Here is a 16,858-nt window from a genome sequence, read left to right on the forward strand (position 1 = left end):
CTGCGATGCCAACAATAAAACAGGCTGCCTGAAATCATTCAGACAGCCTGCCAGCAAGAAAATCAATTAAGCGCGTTTACGGAATTCAAAAGTACGTGAATCAATTTCCACTTTATCGCCATTTTCAATATAAGCAGCTACCTGAATCTCGGCACCACCTACCAAACGTGCATTTTTCATTACTTTGCCAGAAGTGTCACCTTTTACTGCCGGTTCAGTATATTCCACTTCACGCACGATAATAGTAGGCAGTTCTACAGAAATAGCGCGACCGTCATAGAACGTTACTTCGCATTTTTCTTCCATGCCGTCTACAATAAACTTGATGGCATCGCCGATGTTTTCTGCTTCCACTTCATACTGATTGAATTCATCATCCATGAAAACATACATCGGATCAGCAAAATAGCTGTAAGTGCACTGTTTGCGATCCAGCACTACCACATCAAATTTTTCATCGGCTTTATAAACCGTTTCTGTAGCAGCACCAGTCAACAGGTTTTTCAATTTCATTTTTACCACGGCAGCATTACGACCGGATTTATTGTATTCGGACTTCTGCACCACCATCGGATCATTGCCCACCATAAATACATTACCCGGGCGCAATTCTTGTGCGGTTTTCATCTTTAATCTAACTTCCAAAAATGTTCAGCAAATAATAAGTATATTATTTTAGCGGAAGATGGCTGAATCTGGCTAGTTTTTCCAGCGCATTGTCCTGCCCATGCAGCATTTCTGACCACGCAGCGGCTGATTTTACCCAACTTTGCCAATGCGCGCACAAATACTGCCAAGCCTGTTCACGTTTTAACGAACTCACAGCCCCAGCTCCGTTCAGATCATCCGACAAAACAGTAAACGCCTGTCTGAGCTCTGCCGGCCAGCCTTGCATCGCCTTAAACCAGAATGAATGCAGCTTTTGCAGATGGACATCATCATCCTGACGGTAAATATGCCAGAAAAACGGTAATCCTGCCCATAATGCCCGGACAAAACTGTCTTCACCGCGCACAATAGCCGCATCTGCCAGCCACAGCAAACGGTCAAAGGCCGCCTGTGGTACAAACGGAATACGTACCAGCGTCACATTCCCCAGCTCACAGCTATCCCCTTCCTGCTGCAGCTCCTCCGGTGCAATTAATTTTGCCGCACGTAAACTTTCAATGACCTGTCCGCCGGCGAGCCACAACGTTACCGGCGTATCCGCCTGCTGCCACATAGCCATCCATTGTGCCCACTGACCGGAAGTATAAGCAAATACCAGCCATAACTGCCCTGTATACTGTAACGGCAAACCATATTCCAGCCTGAATGCCTGCTGAAGTTGCGGCTGTTGTCTGAATTTTTCCCGCTCAGCCAGATAATCCGGTTCCCGTAACAAACCGCCACTGTCCGCATCAATACCCATAAACCAGAAATACTTTTCCAGACCATTAGGCTGCAACGATGACATAGCATGTAAACCAACCGCCCAATCTTCGGCGGTCAGATACTCCCAGTTCAGCCACAATGGCCGGCGCTGCCTCATTCTTTCCAATACCTGAGGCGGGAGCTCACAACCAAACGTTTCTATTACCAATACCGGATCGGCAGCAGCAAACAGCTGTTGCTGCATCATGGCATCGCCCTGCCATGCTTCGATAGTAATCCGTGCCTGTTTTTCCGGTGCCGGCACTAGCTTATTAAGTGCATCAGTATCATCAATCCACAAACGCACATGCATGTGCATATATTCAGCCAGCAGACAGCTTAGCCGCCAGCCTACGCCTGCATCACCATAATTATCAATTACCCGTACAAATACCCATGCCTCTGCCATAGACTCATCCGACAGCATAGTTTCAGGTAAATTTAAAACATGCATTAAAATTTCCTTACAGACAGCACAACTTACTCACACATTCTCACTATTTATCCTTTTGTCAACCATAAAACAGACTTGACAAACTGATTTTATCCACATGAATTAAGCAACGCATACTGAACCCTATAAAAAGCAAAAATAGCTGCACACATGCAACTTATTTTTATATATATTTGTTTTTAAACAATTTTATTTTAAGGCTTATTTTTTAAGCAAGCACATCCAAGTCTTGATTTATAGGCAATTATGCACGCTCATCTTTCATTTTCCACAGATTTATCCACAAATATTGTGAGCATATCTTTAACCCCTTTAACAACAAGGTTTTTTATGCCAGATCATCCGCGCCATGAAAAATAATCAGAAACTAATCACCATTATGGTAAAATAAACCATGCTCTCTAAAGTAGTAAAGCCATTATGTCTGATGCACTTTTTGCCAAAGAAACCATAGCAGTATCACTTGAAGATGAAATGCGCAGTTCCTATCTGGATTACGCCATGAGCGTGATTGTAGGACGTGCCCTTCCTGATGTACGCGATGGGCTGAAACCGGTTCATCGTCGTGTGCTGTATGCAATGAACGAAGCGAATAACGACTGGAACCGGCCTTACAAAAAATCTGCGCGCATTGTCGGCGATGTTATTGGTAAATACCATCCGCACGGCGATACAGCAGTTTACGATACTATCGTACGTCTGGCGCAGGATTTCTCCATGCGTTATCTGCTGGTCGACGGACAGGGTAATTTCGGTTCCGTTGATGGCGACAGTGCAGCGGCTATGCGGTACACCGAAATCCGCATGACAAGAATTGCGCATGAGCTAATGGCTGATATCGAACAGGAAACTGTTGACTTTGTCCCGAATTATGACGGCAAAGAACAAGAGCCGGCGGTATTGCCAACACGTATTCCGACATTACTGATTAATGGTTCTTCCGGTATTGCCGTCGGTATGGCTACCAACATTCCGCCGCACAATATTAACGAAGTAATAGGCGGTGCCAAAGCCCTGCTGGCTAATGAAAACCTCAGTATTGACGAGCTTATCGATCTGATTCCTGCCCCGGATTTTCCGACTGGCGGTATTATTTACGGACTTTCAGGCGTACGTGAGGGTTATCGTACCGGTCGCGGTCGCGTCATTATTCGTGGTAAAACCCATATCGAACCTGTCGGACATCATGATGAACGCGAAGCAATCATCATTGATGAAATTCCGTATCAGGTAAACAAAGCCAGACTAGTCGAAAAAATCGGCGAACTAGTACGCAATAAAATTCTCGAAGGTATTTCAGACCTGCGCGACGAGTCGGACAGATCCGGCATGCGTGTGGTTATTGAGCTCAAACGCAATGAAAATAGCGAAGTTGTTCTTAATCAGCTGTATAAATTAACTCAGCTTCAGGACAGTTTCGGCATCAATATGGTGGCTCTGGTAGACGGTCAGCCGCGCCTGCTGAACCTGAAACAGATTCTGAATGAATTTCTGCGTCACCGTCGCGAAGTTGTTACCCGACGTACCATGTTTAATCTGCGTAAAGCACGTGAACGCGGTCACTTGCTCGAAGGTCTGGCAGTAGCTCTGTCTAATGTCGATGAAATCATTGCCCTGATTAAATCATCTCCTACCCCTTCAGAAGCCAAAATCGCTTTAACCTCACGGGCATGGCGTCCTGATCTGGTTAAAAACATGCTCGTACGTAGCGATATTGATGCAAAATTGATCAAGCCTCAGAATTTACCGGAAAATACCGGTCTGAGTGCTGATGGCTATTTCCTTTCCGACGCGCAGGCACAGGCCATTCTCGAAATGCGTCTGCAACGTCTTACCGGTTTGGAACAGGATAAAATTGTCGATGAATACAAAACTATCCTTGATAATATTGTCGACTTACTTGATATTCTTGCCAAACCGGCTCGTATCAACCAGATTATTCATGATGAGCTGACCGCCATCCAGCAACAATTCGGAGATGAACGTCGCAGCGAAATCAACACTTTTGGTGGCGACATTGCCGATGAAGACCTGATACCGAAACGTGACATGGTGGTTACACTGACTCACGGCGGCTATATCAAAACCCAGCAGGCAGATGACTATCAGGCACAACGGCGTGGCGGTCGCGGTAAACAGGCAACTGCCACCAAAGATGAAGACTTTATTGAAACTCTGTTTATCGCCAACACACACGACTACCTGCTGTGTTTCACCAGTCTGGGTAAATGCCACTGGATTAAAGTATACAAACTGCCTGAAGGCGGCCGCAACAGCCGTGGGCGGCCGGTTAACAACCTGATTCAGCTCGAAGAAGGTGAAAAAATTAACACCATTCTGCCGGTACGTGAATTCAGCGAAAATGAATACGTCTTTATGTGTACTGAACAGGGTATCGTTAAGAAAACATCACTAATCGATTTTTCACGTCCGCGCTCAGCTGGCATTATCGCTCTTGGATTAGATGAAGGTGACCATCTGATTGGTGCGGTTAAAACTGCCGGTAAACACGACATCATGTTGTTTTCCAATGGTGGTAAAGCAGTCCGTTTCAGTGAAGACAATGTTCGTCCGATGGGACGCAGTGCCCGCGGCGTACGCGGCATGAAACTGGCTGAAAATAATCAGGTAATCAGCCTGCTGGCCTATGATGCTGAAGAAGATAGCGACAAACTGGTACTGACCGCCACAGCCAACGGCTTTGGTAAACGCACTGCTGTTGATGACTACCGTCGTTCCGGCCGTGGTACTCAGGGCGTAATTGCCATCGATACCGGTGAACGTAATGGTGACCTAGTAGCCGCTACACTCGTAGCCGACAGCGACGACCTGATGCTGATTACCAGTGGCGGTGTACTGATTCGTACCAAAGTCGATCAGATCCGTTCCACTGGTCGTGCTGCTGCCGGTGTTAAACTGATTAATCTGGATGAAGGTGAAAAACTGGTCAGTCTGGAACGTATTGCTGAAGCAGAAGAAAACAGCGATAACGAAGTAGATATACTGGAGACACCAGAAGCTTAATTCCGACATTTAAAAGCATAAAGCCGACTTTCCCAGTCGGCTTTATTTTTACCGGTATAAACATAATCAGCTTTCAGACAGCATAAAATCCACTACTTGATAATAATAATGAAATCCACTATCATCTTTATCCACAAAAGAAACCAAACACACACAAAGGACAAAACATGTACGTTTGTCTGTGCAATGCCATTACTGATCGCCAGATAAAAGAAACTGTTGCTGCCGGTGCTTCAAGTCTAACTGATTTACAGGCTCAACTTGGTGTAGCCACTTGTTGTGGCTGCTGTGCTGATTTAGCCAGCTCATTCCTCTCCTGCCAACAGGATCGTCAGATTAATTGCACCAAAGCGGATAACACATAAAAATTTGATACTTATACGAATAATTAACCGCTATTTTCTTTACTACATTCTTTATTTATCAACCATTTCATATTTTTATTTTTTAACTAAATATAGATAACTTATTTATAATTATTTGCACTACCCGAATCAACAAAACCATATATTTTACATAAATCAACAAACAGACATATAAGAACACATAAGCCTTTTGGTTTGTTTATTATGTTTAATGTTTTGTTTTTTACTTAAAGGGAGCAATAAATGAAAAAGAATAATCAGATAAAACACTATTTTCTTACATCAAGCTTAGCGATATTAATTACATTATCATTACCTGCTACTGCAAAAACCACTACCAAAGTTAATAAGGCTGAAGTTAATCGTTTATCGAATTATTTTATAGCTCAGGATAAATCAGTCAGCAGCAAGATAGATTTTGATGGTTACATGAAATTAGCCGAAGAAGTAAAACAATACAGAGCTAAAAGACTTCTTCCTTTAAACCAATTTTTGGCCAAATCCAAAAATTCAAAAACTATTATTTTGGACTCCAGATCCAAAGAAATGTATGACAGAAAGCATTTGAAAGGAGCCATTCATCTGAATTTCTCCGATTACAACCAGATTAGCCTATACGAGTTAATTCCAGATAAAAATACAACCATTCTCATTTATTGCAATAATAATTTTATAGATGACCAGGAAAACTTTGCCAGTAAAATGGCAGTAACACCAACAGACCTGAACGGACTGCCATCTTATCGTGATAAGATCAGTTTAGCCCTTAATATACCTACCTTTATTAATCTATACGGATATGGCTATCGTAATGTTTATGAATTAGCAGATCTCGTTTCTGTTAACGATAAAAGATTAGAATTTGAAGGTAGCGAAGTTAAATAAATCATTTACCTGCACAAATCATTAAACCCATCTATTCTGACTATTCACATGAATAGTCAGAATAAGTTCCGTACTTACTTTTTTCTCTCTGTTAATTGAAACCATACTAAGTTATTAACTTGCAGGCAAATACCAATATCACCTTCAGGAGCAAAACAGGAATCCGCAATCATAGCTCTGCACTTATTTTGTGATTATCGGCCAAACCTGCTTGTCCGGCACCCGGCACGACCAAAGAATAATCAATAGCAACGAACTGTATTTACTATCCTAACGGTTTCTTTAAAACCCATGCAGATGTATGAGCAGTAAAACCGATATGACCATAATAGTCGACAGCCTGTGGCGCAGCAATTAAAACAATTCCGGCATTCTCTCCAGTATTTTTCTGAATTTCCCGAATCAACTGCTTACCAATACCCTGCTTTTGATAGTGCTCATCAACAGCCAAATCAGCCAGATAAGTAATATAAACAAAATCAGTTAAACAACGCGCAATACCTACCAACTTCTGTCCGTCCCATGCTGTAATAATTAAATTTGCATTATTCAGCATAGACTGGAAACGGGATTTATCCGTAATCGGACGCCGCTCCCCCAGGCTGCAATTTCGGTAAAGATTCAGCGTTTCTTCGAGTTCGGGTTTGATATTAGAACGGTAAGCAATATTATTCATACATAATACCTCCAGTAAACGAACAAATTATTAACTTCACATACAGATACAGTGAAAAACTAATTTGTACAGATGAAACCAACTAATAACCCTGTTCATGGTTCAGCATACTTTAAAATGTGTTTAGAAACTTAATATAATCAGCAGCACTTTGATTGATTGCCTGCGGGGTATTTGTTACTAATGAAACATCTGTATTAGCGCCAAACAAAGAAAATGCACCCTGATAATCTGCTTTAACATAATGTAAAGTCATTTCATACGGACGCAGAACTGCCGTTAAATCATAAGGTGCCTGATAATCCTGTTCCGAACTTCCTATTGAAACAGCCAAACCGATTTTTCGATCTTTAAGCTGAGTCCCGCGGGAACCATATGCCCATCCGTAGGTTAAAACATCATCAAACCACTGTTTCATTAGTGGTGGGCAGTTAAACCAGTAAACCGGAAATTGCCAGATCAGACTACCATGTGCCTCTACCAAAGCCTACTCTTTCTTCACATCAAACTTACCGTCCGGATAAGACTGATACAGCTCATGCACCGTAAATTTTTCCGGAAATTTTTTTACTTCTTCAATCTAGCGTTTATTGACTAAAGAATATTCAATATCAGGATGCCCAATAATAATCAGTATTTTTTCATTTTATTCCCCTTGGTTGTTTAATTACTAAATATAAATAAAAATTAACTTATCCGAACACATCCGAATTTCAGTTTACTGTACAGCCTGCACTTTAGCCAGACAGAGCACAGTATTACAGACTATGGCCGTTGCTAATTAAATATTCAGCAAAACTCACCTGTTCAGATAAAAGACCCTGCTGTCGTCGCTGATACCATTCAATCTTATCATTCAGAATCTGCAGATGTTTTTGCAGTTTTGCCTGCTGTTGCAAAAAATCATCACGGGTCTGTAACAACAACTCCAGCCGCTCAGCAATAGTTACATCACCCTGACTGCGCAGCAACACATACTGCTGAAGCTGTTCCATACTCATACCAGTATTTTTCAGATGCAAAATAAAACGCATCCAGTCAACGTCCTTTTCGGTATAGAAACGACGCTGATTGACAGAGCGCTGCGGAGAAATCAGCCCAAGACTTTCATAATACCGGACAGTTGCCGGCGTTAATCCGAATATATCCGCAAAAGCACGGATACTGTATTGTTGTGACTCTGTCATTCTTGTTCCTATCACTAAAATAAAGCTCAAACAACTTAAAATATCATTTCATATTAAAGACTAAGTAATAGCAAATCAGGCAAAACCAATTTAATGCGTAAAATAAAGAATCAATCTGTATAAAAATAGCAATAAAATTTTGATAATGAATAAAAAATATAATTCAAAATAGATATTTAGATAATAATACAGGAAAGTATATGCTTAATATATTGCTAAGGTATAATCAAACCACCACAGCAAAATCAGACGGTACTGGTAACTGTACTTAATTTTTACCAGAGATTAACACCATACATAAAACTCTAAAATATTAAAAATCTGAAAAATAATGGAATACCTGAATAATATTAATTGCCAACACTTTCCATTGGTATGGGATAACCATAAAACCAGTATTTATCAGTTTTTACTTCCTTATCAAAACGCGGATAAACTTCCCGAAACGGCCAAAATTCTGCCTGATCACTCCTTAGATAGTAGAAAAATAAAACCGGCAGCAAGAATGAGGGATGGAATTACAAATTATCATAGTGCCTCTGCAGAACAAAGTTGTGTAGAAAAAATTTTAGCATTACTCACAAAAATAACTGCGCAACCTAATCAATCCGATATTGAAACACTTTACACCCTGGTCCAAACAGAACGGACCTTAAGTTATATTGAAGATTTAACTAAGGAAATACCCAAACTCATTATTGATTTTGATAAATTATACGAATTTATTTATTGGTTAGCACTTAATAGTCCGGATCGTGAAATCATTAAATTCAGTATTGCCATATTAGGATGTTTTACTACCGAACAAACAGAATTATTTTTGTTATTTGGTATGCATGAAGAATTTTCATTATATTCTGCTGGCGCATTACAAAATACACTATCATCTGAAACCGATATTGAAAATGCCTTGCTGACATTAGCAAAAAAAATTGATGGTTGGGGGCGTATCCATATCATTCATCGGTTAGTAACATATCCCTTATCATCATCAACAAAAGACTGGTTACTAAGATCCGGCTATCGAAATAGTTTGATGAATGAATATCTTGCTTACACCTGTGCAATGTCAGGTGAATTAGCTAAAGCTCTAGCGCATAAAACCATTGATAGTGAATTAATCAGCTCCATAAGTGAAATTATTGAAGCGCTGATAAACGACGGACCCACTCAGGATATGCATAACTATGCTGCTGGTGCTAAAGTATGTCTAAATTATTTAACCCATTTACTCAATCTACCAAATTTAACGGATCTGAAAATATTACGAACCGTTTGGTTATTACACGATTTTGTGGTTAATAAAGTAAACCATTATTATCCTAACTGGGATACGCAAATCAAAAATCAAATAATCAACAAAGCAAATGAAGTTATTAAGCAGGATAAATGGTTAAACTTGATTAAAAATACGCTGACAACTAATAATACGCAACAATTTCAGCTGGCTGCAAACCTTTATACACAATATGGCTTTGATGCATGGGAAGCACGTTTTGAACATCAAAAAAATTATCATAGCGATCAGTGGCCTTATTTACTACTAAGTGATTCATTACCGAGAATAAAGCAAGTTATTCAATTAGCTAATCAACAATATGATTTTGCTAAAATCGCAACAGGCCCTGCATTAATCCATGAATATGAAACAGAAATTGACACACATAATTTATTAGATTTGATTTTACAAGAACTCAATCATTTTCCCGGTGTTGGAGAAGACTTAATATTAATCGGCTTGAATAGCCCGGTAATACAAAACCGCAATATAGCATTAAATACTATAGAGACATGGGATCGGTCATTTTGGTCAGAAAGAATTAAAACCGCAATCCAAGAACTGGTAATTATTGAACCTGACGACAAAATTAAACACAGAATCATCACGTTATTAACTTAAAACAATGATTGATAGCCTTATTATTAAAACAATCTTTATAAAATTAATTAACAGAGATGTTATTACATAGGCAAAACCGTATTAAACAGAACTTACTGCATTAGAGCAGCAAAATAATATCAAAATTATTTTGCTGCGAATCTGGCAGCCGCACTTAGGGATTTCCTCCACTAAGTAGTGATTATGATGTGGGATTTATATATGTTTATCCGTTTGCTAAATACTTATTAATTGATAATCCGGCTTCTCATATAACTTTTCCATTTAATGATAAATGGGATTTACATGGTTTGGATTTAAAAAAAACCTTACAACTGCTTCAAAAATCGAATACTACGCCTTTTGAGTAAAAGATTGAGCAAACCTATCAATATAATAAATCAGTCCGAATGGTCAAAAAAGATAGTAGACAAAATCTCAAAAAATAAGAAATTCGAGGCACTAAATATATTTAAAAAGCATATTTTTCGTTATATCTATGATGAAGACAGATATTCTTGAAACAACTGCTATACTTTTAAAACTGAATCTACAATCTTTTAACTTTAATCTTTGCATAATAAAAACTATATCTAAAGTTGATGGTTCTGGTTCAATACAAAATAACTCTTGAGTTAAAGTTAACTTTAAGTTTTATACTCAAATACTGATAACAACAGGAGTAAGCCATGTCTACAGCATTCAAACAGATCTTTCCGCAAGGCAAGATTAATATTAATTATGCACAATATTTTATCGGCCAAAGCTATTTATCTAATTTAGCCGCTATCGATGAACAAATAGATGTCGATGTTAGCAATGTTACTTTTGAGCCGGGCTGCCATAATCACTGGCACAAACATCTGCATGGCTATCAGATTCTGCTTGTTACAGCAGGACAAGGCTGGTATCAGGAAGCAGATAAACCAGCGCGACTGTTAAATCCTGGGGATTCGGTAGTCATTCATGCCGGAGTCAAACACTGGCATGGTGCCACTAAAGACAGCTGGTTCAGCCATATAGCCATTACTAAAGGTCAAAGTGAATGGCTGGAACCGGTAGACAGCATTGATTACAACAATCTTTAACTTATCTTTTTTAATCTATAGGAGAAAACCATGAAAAAACAGACAGCAGGCCATGATTTATTAGGTGATTTTGCCCCCTTGTTTGCACATTTTAATGATGAAGTACTTTTTGGAGAGGTGTGGTCTCGCGAACAGCAATTACCGGCACATCAGCGCAGCATGATTACTATTGCCGCACTGATCAGTGCCGGTAACTTTGAGCAGTTACGGCCGCATTTAAACATCGGACGACAAAACGGTATTACTGAAACTGAAATCGTTGAGATTATCACTCATCTGGCTTTTTATGTTGGCTGGCCCAAAGCATGGTCAGCATTTAATCTGGCTAAAGAAATATATCACGATACTAAAAAGTAATCTGTGCAATAATCATCATATCAAACAAATTAATTGTCAGATTATAGACTTATTTGCAAACTATTCTGATTTGTTTGAAGACAGTAAATGCCGGTTTATTAAATTTTCTGCCGGTAATGTTCAATTTTACAATCTGCAAAGGAATAAATATGAGTGTTCAGAATAAGGTTGTTATTATTACCGGTGCATCATCCGGTATTGGTGCGGCAACAGCCCGCTTACTGGCTCGGAACGGAGCTAAAGTTGTTCTGGCAGCACGCCGTGAACAGCAACTGCAATTATTGCAACAGGAAATTACTCAATCTGGCGGTCAGGCAGTTTATCAGGTTACAGATGTGCGCCAACCGGAACAACTGCAGACACTGGTCGAACTGGCACAAAAACATTTTCAGGGCGTTGATGTGATATTCAATAACGCCGGAATCATGCCTAACTCACCAATCAGTGCCGTTCAAACTCAACAGTGGAATGACATGATTGATATTAATCTGAAAGGTGTGCTAAACGGTATAGCTGCAGTGATGCCGATTTTTACTAAACAAAAATCGGGACATATTATTACCACCTCTTCTATAGCCGGTATCAAAAGCTTTATGGGTTGTGGTGTTTATGGAGCCACCAAATTTGCTGTACGCAATCTGATGGAAGTGATCCGGCAGGAAAGTGCAACCGAACAAACCAATATTCGCACCACTACCCTATATCCGGCTGCAATCAATACCGAACTTTTACAAGGCATTACCGATACTGCTGTTTTACAAAGTATGACTGAACTCTATAAACAGGTAGGCATCAGCCCTGACGCTATTGCACGCGTGGTAAATTTTGCAATTGAACAACCTGAAGATACCAATATTAGTGAATTAACTATTTATCCGACTAAACAAGCATAGAAGTTAAATGTGTTTACCAATAAGAGTGCAATACCATCTGTTTGAGCTGATATTACACTCTTATTATGTGTGCTGACACAGAGTAAATCACGACCATCTATAAGCTTTTTTCATATATAACATAGTTGCCTGTATACAATAAAATGTCCAGCATATTCAAATACCATTAAACAACTAAATGATATTTATCTAATGAGTTCATTATTGATAACATTCCATTGAATCTGTGCAGATATAAAAAGCCCGGACAAATTGTCCGGGCTTTTCAACATCTCAGTCAGGCAATCAGATAGTTATAGATTGATTGCCATCAAAGTTGTTTATTTTCGATGCGTGCGCAAGTAGTCCAGCGTTTTCAGTTGGGCAATTGCCGCAGCTAAAGCCACATGTGCTTTTACCAGAGAAACATCATCTTTGGCTTCATGTATACCTGATTCTGCTGCTTTTTTAGCCTCTTCGGCACGCTGCTGATCCATTTCTTCACTGCGAACGGCCACGTCCGCCAACAGCGTAAGCTTATCCGGCTGTACTTCCAGGACACCACCTGATACGGCTACCAGAATTTCTTCTTTCTGGCCAGGCACTGTCAAACGCAGGGCACCAGGACGCACCAGGCTCATAATGGGTTCATGGCGAGGAAAAATACCAAGCTCACCTTCCAGAGTAGGCACGACTACAAAACTCGCTTCTCCGGAGTAGATGCTTTCTTCATTACTCACCACTTCCACTTGCATGGTACTCATCAAGTGCTCCTTAGTTTAGGGTTTTCGCTTTTTCAGCAGCTTCTTCGATATTACCTACCATGTAGAAAGCCTGTTCCGGCAAGTGATCATATTCACCGCTCAGAATAGCCTTAAAGCCGGCAATAGTATCACGCAGAGATACATATTTACCCGGCGCACCGGTAAATACTTCCGCTACGTGGAAAGGCTGTGACAAAAAGCGCTGAATTTTACGCGCACGGTTTACAGTCAGCTTGTCTTCATCAGACAATTCATCCATACCCAGAATTGCAATAATATCGTTTAATTCTTTGTATTTTTGCAGAGTAGTCTGTACACCGCGTGCAACATCATAATGTTCCTGACCGATTACAGCAGGATCAAGCTGACGGGAAGTGGAATCCAGCGGATCTACAGCAGGATAAATACCTAAAGAGGCAATATCACGGCTCAGCACGACTGTAGCATCCAAGTGGGCAAAAGTAGTAGCCGGAGACGGGTCAGTCAAGTCATCCGCAGGTACATATACGGCCTGAATAGACGTGATAGAACCAGTTTTAGTGGAAGCAATACGCTCCTGTAAGCGTCCCATCTCTTCAGCCAGTGTCGGCTGATAACCCACAGCAGACGGCATACGTCCTAATAATGCAGATACTTCAGTACCGGCCAGTGTGTAACGGTAAATGTTATCGATGAACAGCAATACATCGCGACCTTTACCATTTTCATCTTTTTCATCACGGAAATATTCCGCCATGGTCAGCCCGGTTAATGCCACACGCAGACGGTTACCTGGTGGCTCATTCATCTGACCATACACCATCGCTACTTTATCCAGTACGTTGGAATCTTTCATCTCGTGATAAAAGTCGTTACCTTCACGGGTACGTTCACCAACGCCGGCAAACACAGACAAACCACTGTGTGCTTTAGCAATATTATTAATCAGTTCCATCATGTTTACGGTTTTACCCACACCGGCACCACCGAACAGACCAACTTTACCGCCTTTAGCAAACGGGCACAGCAAATCAATCACCTTGATGCCGGTTTCCAGCAATTCAGTAGAGCTGGAAAGTTCATCAAATTTCGGTGCCTGCTGATGAATAGAACGGGTAGTATCGGTTTTGATTTCACCTGCCTCATCTACCGGGTGACCCAAAACGTCCATAATCCGGCCCAGAGTAGCTGTGCCTACCGGTACGGTAATCGGAGCACCGGTATTGATTACGGCCATACCGCGTTTCAGACCATCGGAAGTACCCATCGGAATGGTACGTACAATACCATCACCCAGTAACTGTTCAACTTCCAGAGTTAAATCAGTATCAACCAGTTTAAGAGCGTCATACACATTGGGGATAGTATCATGCGGAAATTCAACGTCCACTACCGCACCAATGATTTGTACGATTTTGCCTTGGCTCATTATCGCATCCTAAGTTTATTTGACCTGTTCTGCTTAAACAGCAGCAGCACCGGCCACAATTTCTGACAACTCTGTGGTAATCGCTGCCTGACGCGATTTGTTATATATCAGACGCAATTCTTTAATGGCATTACTTGCATTATCAGTAGCAGCTTTCATCGCTACCATACGTGCAGCCTGTTCGGCAGCCATATTTTCAGATAAGGCCTGATAAACCACAGACTCTAAATAACGGCGGACTAAAAATTCCAGCACCTGCTGTGGTGATGGTTCGTATACATATTCCCAGCCGAACTCTTTGCTTTCAGATACTTCATCCAGAACATTCTGACCAATCGGCAACAGGGTTTCCAGACGTGCTTCCTGACGCATAGTATTGATAAAACCGGCATAAACCAGATAAATAGCATCCAGTTTACCTTCGGCATAGCGCTGGAAAATTTCCGTTAACGGACCTAATAATGTAGCTACTTTGGGTGTATCACCCAAACCCACAGCACTGGCAATGACATTCAAACCCACACGGTTACAGGCTGCCAGCCCTTTACCGCCCAGACACACAATCTCTGCATCCAGACCATTCTGCTCACATTCCTGCACCTTATGAAAGAATGCTTTTAAAATATTTGCATTCAATCCGCCGCACAAGCCTTTATCTGTGGTAATAACAATAAAGCCAACACGCTTGCTGTCATTATTACTGCGCAATAAAGGTACATTATGAGTAGAATGGGTTTGTGCCAGATGGCTCATCACCAGACGAATTTTATCGGCATACGGACGCGCCTGACGCATCCGTTCCTGAGTCTTCCGCATTTTAGAGGTTGACACCATCTGCATCGCTTTAGTGATCTTTTGAGTATTCTGAACACTGCGAATTCTGGTGAGAATCTCTTTTCCTACTGCCATTTCAGACTCCTTTCAATAACACGCTTACGCAAAGCTGTAAGACGATTTGAAGGTCTTCATGGCGTTGTCCAATGCTTTGGCATTATCATCGCTCAAAGCGCCGGTTGTATCAATGTCCTGTAACACATTCGGACACTGGGTACGCACATAGCTTAAAAATTCTGCTTCAAAGGCCAATGCTTTTGATACCGGCACATCATCATAAGAGCCGTTATTAATTGCCCACAGTGTCAGCGCCATTTCACCTGTGCTTAGTGTACTGAACTGCTTCTGTTTCATCAGTTCCGTCACAACTTCACCATGACGCAGCTGTTTACGGGTAGCTTCATCCAGATCAGAAGCAAATTGCGAGAATGCAGCCAGTTCACGGTACTGTGCCAGTGCCAGACGAATACCGCCGCCCAGCTTTTTAATGACTTTAGTCTGTGCTGCACCACCTACACGGGATACTGAAATACCGGCATTGATAGCAGGACGAATACCAGAGTTAAACAGGTCTGTTTCCAGGAATATCTGACCGTCTGTAATCGAAATTACATTAGTAGGTACGAATGCAGATACGTCACCGGCCTGAGTTTCAATAATTGGCAAAGCAGTCAGAGAACCGGTTTTACCTTTAACGGCACCTTTGGTCAGTTCTTCTACCTCATGTGCATTAATGCGGGAAGCGCGTTCCAGCAGACGTGAATGCAGATAGAATACATCACCCGGATAAGCTTCACGGCCTGGCGGACGACGCAAAAGCAGGGAAATCTGACGATACGCCACAGCCTGTTTAGACAGGTCATCGTATACAATCAGCGCATCTTCGCCGTTATCACGGAAATATTCACCCATACTGCAACCGGCATATGGCGCAATATATTGCAGTGCAGCTGCTTCTGATGCAGTGGCAGCAATAATGATGGTGTGATCCATGGCACCATGTTCTTCCAGTTTACGTACTACACTGGCAATGGAAGAAGCTTTCTGACCGATAGCAACATAGATACAGATAACACCGGTATCTTTCTGGTTAACAATGGCATCAAGTGCCACGGCTGTTTTACCAGTCTGACGGTCACCAATAATCAGCTCACGCTGACCACGACCAATCGGTACCATTGAGTCAATGGCTTTCAAACCGGTTTGCATTGGCTGATCTACAGACTGACGCGCAATCACCCCGGGAGCAATTTTTTCTACCGGAGCAGTATGTGTAGTATTAATCGGACCTTTGCCATCGATCGGGCGGCCAAGTGCATCAACTACGCGACCAATCAGTTCACGGCCAACCGGTACTTCCAGAATTCGGCCGGTACAGGTAACTTCGTCACCTTCCTTAATATGTTCTGATTCACCCAGAATCACGGCACCTACAGAATCGCGCTCCAGGTTCATGGCGAGACCAAATGTATTGCCGGGAAACTCGAGCATTTCACCTTGCATCACGTCTGATAAGCCGTGAACGCGCACAATCCCGTCAGTTACAGACATTACAGTACCGCGGGTACGTAATTCTGAATCAACGTTCAGGTTTGCGATTTTAGCTTTAATCAAATCGCTAATTTCAGCAGGATTAAGCTGCATGAAAACTC

At 41.4% G+C, this 16,858-nt stretch carries 16 protein-coding genes and 1 pseudogene; 8 read left to right on the forward strand and 9 right to left on the reverse strand.

Annotated features, from left to right (window positions below; translation table 11 throughout):
- Positions 1 to 66: 66 nt before the first annotated feature.
- Positions 67 to 627, reverse strand: coding sequence for an elongation factor P (gene efp, locus SALWKB2_RS10375; RefSeq protein ID WP_025331610.1), 561 nt, complete (start codon positions 625 to 627; stop codon positions 67 to 69).
- Between the two features lie 43 nt (positions 628 to 670).
- Positions 671 to 1,867 (reverse strand): elongation factor P maturation arginine rhamnosyltransferase EarP, encoded by a 1,197-nt coding sequence (gene earP / locus SALWKB2_RS10380; RefSeq protein WP_051506496.1) that lies wholly within the window; start codon positions 1,865 to 1,867, stop codon positions 671 to 673.
- A 420-nt stretch (positions 1,868 to 2,287) separates the two neighbouring features.
- On the opposite strand from earP, the gene gyrA reads away from it, so the two are divergent.
- From gyrA to SALWKB2_RS10395, 3 genes are all read left to right on the forward strand, one after another.
- A complete protein-coding gene (gene gyrA / locus SALWKB2_RS10385; RefSeq protein WP_025331612.1) occupies positions 2,288 to 4,891 on the forward strand; it encodes a DNA gyrase subunit A in 2,604 nt (867 codons plus the stop codon).
- 167 nt (positions 4,892 to 5,058) lie between these two features.
- Positions 5,059 to 5,256: a (2Fe-2S)-binding protein gene (locus SALWKB2_RS10390; protein WP_025331613.1), complete on the forward strand. Its 198-nt coding sequence runs from the start codon at positions 5,059 to 5,061 to the stop codon at positions 5,254 to 5,256.
- Positions 5,257 to 5,499: 243 nt separating this feature from the next.
- A complete protein-coding gene (locus SALWKB2_RS10395; RefSeq protein ID WP_025331614.1) occupies positions 5,500 to 6,141 on the forward strand; it encodes a rhodanese-like domain-containing protein in 642 nt (213 codons plus the stop codon).
- A gap of 265 nt (positions 6,142 to 6,406) precedes the next feature.
- On the opposite strand, the gene SALWKB2_RS10400 is transcribed toward SALWKB2_RS10395, so the two are convergent.
- The 3 genes from SALWKB2_RS10400 to SALWKB2_RS10410 form a co-directional block, all read right to left on the reverse strand.
- Positions 6,407 to 6,817: a GNAT family N-acetyltransferase gene (locus SALWKB2_RS10400; RefSeq protein ID WP_051506500.1), complete on the reverse strand. Its 411-nt coding sequence runs from the start codon at positions 6,815 to 6,817 to the stop codon at positions 6,407 to 6,409.
- A 112-nt stretch (positions 6,818 to 6,929) separates the two neighbouring features.
- On the reverse strand, positions 6,930 to 7,301 hold the full coding sequence (locus SALWKB2_RS10405; RefSeq protein ID WP_202806259.1) for an NAD(P)H-dependent oxidoreductase: 372 nt from the start codon (positions 7,299 to 7,301) through the stop codon (positions 6,930 to 6,932).
- Positions 7,302 to 7,575: 274 nt separating this feature from the next.
- Positions 7,576 to 8,004, reverse strand: coding sequence for a MerR family transcriptional regulator (locus SALWKB2_RS10410; protein WP_025331616.1), 429 nt, complete (start codon positions 8,002 to 8,004; stop codon positions 7,576 to 7,578).
- A 331-nt stretch (positions 8,005 to 8,335) separates the two neighbouring features.
- On the opposite strand from SALWKB2_RS10410, the gene SALWKB2_RS11750 reads away from it, so the two are divergent.
- The 5 genes and pseudogenes from SALWKB2_RS11750 to SALWKB2_RS10430 all read left to right on the forward strand — a co-directional run bounded on the left by SALWKB2_RS11750 (position 8,336) and on the right by SALWKB2_RS10430 (position 12,221).
- Positions 8,336 to 9,904, forward strand: coding sequence for a hypothetical protein (locus tag SALWKB2_RS11750; protein WP_025331617.1), 1,569 nt, complete (start codon positions 8,336 to 8,338; stop codon positions 9,902 to 9,904).
- 170 nt (positions 9,905 to 10,074) lie between these two features.
- Positions 10,075 to 10,254: pseudogene (locus tag SALWKB2_RS12740) on the forward strand (DNA polymerase beta superfamily protein); the annotation flags it as partial.
- 318 nt (positions 10,255 to 10,572) lie between these two features.
- Complete coding sequence (locus tag SALWKB2_RS10420; protein WP_025331618.1) at positions 10,573 to 10,971, forward strand: cupin domain-containing protein; 399 nt, start codon at positions 10,573 to 10,575, stop codon at positions 10,969 to 10,971.
- A 30-nt stretch (positions 10,972 to 11,001) separates the two neighbouring features.
- Positions 11,002 to 11,328 (forward strand): carboxymuconolactone decarboxylase family protein, encoded by a 327-nt coding sequence (locus SALWKB2_RS10425; protein ID WP_025331619.1) that lies wholly within the window; start codon positions 11,002 to 11,004, stop codon positions 11,326 to 11,328.
- 149 nt (positions 11,329 to 11,477) lie between these two features.
- Positions 11,478 to 12,221 carry an SDR family oxidoreductase gene (locus SALWKB2_RS10430; RefSeq protein WP_025331620.1) on the forward strand — a complete coding sequence of 248 codons (744 nt, stop codon included), beginning with the start codon at positions 11,478 to 11,480 and terminating at the stop codon, positions 12,219 to 12,221.
- 320 nt (positions 12,222 to 12,541) lie between these two features.
- Here the strand turns inward: SALWKB2_RS10430 and SALWKB2_RS10435 are convergent, their stop codons facing one another.
- From SALWKB2_RS10435 to atpA, 4 genes are read right to left on the reverse strand one after another with little or no spacing between them, the layout of a single operon-like run.
- Positions 12,542 to 12,964, reverse strand: coding sequence for a F0F1 ATP synthase subunit epsilon (locus SALWKB2_RS10435; protein ID WP_025331621.1), 423 nt, complete (start codon positions 12,962 to 12,964; stop codon positions 12,542 to 12,544).
- A 10-nt stretch (positions 12,965 to 12,974) separates the two neighbouring features.
- Positions 12,975 to 14,372 carry a F0F1 ATP synthase subunit beta gene (atpD, locus tag SALWKB2_RS10440; RefSeq protein ID WP_025331622.1) on the reverse strand — a complete coding sequence of 466 codons (1,398 nt, stop codon included), beginning with the start codon at positions 14,370 to 14,372 and terminating at the stop codon, positions 12,975 to 12,977.
- Between the two features lie 33 nt (positions 14,373 to 14,405).
- Complete coding sequence (gene atpG, locus SALWKB2_RS10445) at positions 14,406 to 15,281, reverse strand: F0F1 ATP synthase subunit gamma (protein WP_025331623.1); 876 nt, start codon at positions 15,279 to 15,281, stop codon at positions 14,406 to 14,408.
- A gap of 24 nt (positions 15,282 to 15,305) precedes the next feature.
- Positions 15,306 to 16,850 carry a F0F1 ATP synthase subunit alpha gene (gene atpA / locus SALWKB2_RS10450; protein ID WP_025331624.1) on the reverse strand — a complete coding sequence of 515 codons (1,545 nt, stop codon included), beginning with the start codon at positions 16,848 to 16,850 and terminating at the stop codon, positions 15,306 to 15,308.
- Positions 16,851 to 16,858 lie beyond the last annotated feature (8 nt).

Source organism: Snodgrassella alvi wkB2, assembly GCF_000600005.1.
GTDB lineage: Bacteria > Pseudomonadota > Gammaproteobacteria > Burkholderiales > Neisseriaceae > Snodgrassella > Snodgrassella alvi.

Excerpts from the sequence above, each read along its gene's own strand:
- SALWKB2_RS10395 (WP_025331614.1), top strand. The coding sequence starts at position 5,500 with ATGAAAAAGAATAATCAGATAAAACACTATTTTCTTACATCAAGCTTA.
- atpA (WP_025331624.1), bottom strand. The coding sequence starts at position 16,850 with ATGCAGCTTAATCCTGCTGAAATTAGCGATTTGATTAAAGCTAAAATC.
- SALWKB2_RS10435 (WP_025331621.1), bottom strand. The coding sequence starts at position 12,964 with ATGAGTACCATGCAAGTGGAAGTGGTGAGTAATGAAGAAAGCATCTAC.
- SALWKB2_RS10425 (WP_025331619.1), top strand. The coding sequence starts at position 11,002 with ATGAAAAAACAGACAGCAGGCCATGATTTATTAGGTGATTTTGCCCCC.
- efp (WP_025331610.1), bottom strand. The coding sequence starts at position 627 with ATGAAAACCGCACAAGAATTGCGCCCGGGTAATGTATTTATGGTGGGC.
- gyrA (WP_025331612.1), top strand. The coding sequence starts at position 2,288 with ATGTCTGATGCACTTTTTGCCAAAGAAACCATAGCAGTATCACTTGAA.
- SALWKB2_RS11750 (WP_025331617.1), top strand. The coding sequence starts at position 8,336 with ATGGAATACCTGAATAATATTAATTGCCAACACTTTCCATTGGTATGG.
- SALWKB2_RS10430 (WP_025331620.1), top strand. The coding sequence starts at position 11,478 with ATGAGTGTTCAGAATAAGGTTGTTATTATTACCGGTGCATCATCCGGT.
- earP (WP_051506496.1), bottom strand. The coding sequence starts at position 1,867 with ATGCATGTTTTAAATTTACCTGAAACTATGCTGTCGGATGAGTCTATG.
- SALWKB2_RS10400 (WP_051506500.1), bottom strand. The coding sequence starts at position 6,817 with ATGAATAATATTGCTTACCGTTCTAATATCAAACCCGAACTCGAAGAA.
- atpG (WP_025331623.1), bottom strand. The coding sequence starts at position 15,281 with ATGGCAGTAGGAAAAGAGATTCTCACCAGAATTCGCAGTGTTCAGAAT.
- SALWKB2_RS10420 (WP_025331618.1), top strand. The coding sequence starts at position 10,573 with ATGTCTACAGCATTCAAACAGATCTTTCCGCAAGGCAAGATTAATATT.
- SALWKB2_RS10390 (WP_025331613.1), top strand. The coding sequence starts at position 5,059 with ATGTACGTTTGTCTGTGCAATGCCATTACTGATCGCCAGATAAAAGAA.
- atpD (WP_025331622.1), bottom strand. The coding sequence starts at position 14,372 with ATGAGCCAAGGCAAAATCGTACAAATCATTGGTGCGGTAGTGGACGTT.
- SALWKB2_RS10410 (WP_025331616.1), bottom strand. The coding sequence starts at position 8,004 with ATGACAGAGTCACAACAATACAGTATCCGTGCTTTTGCGGATATATTC.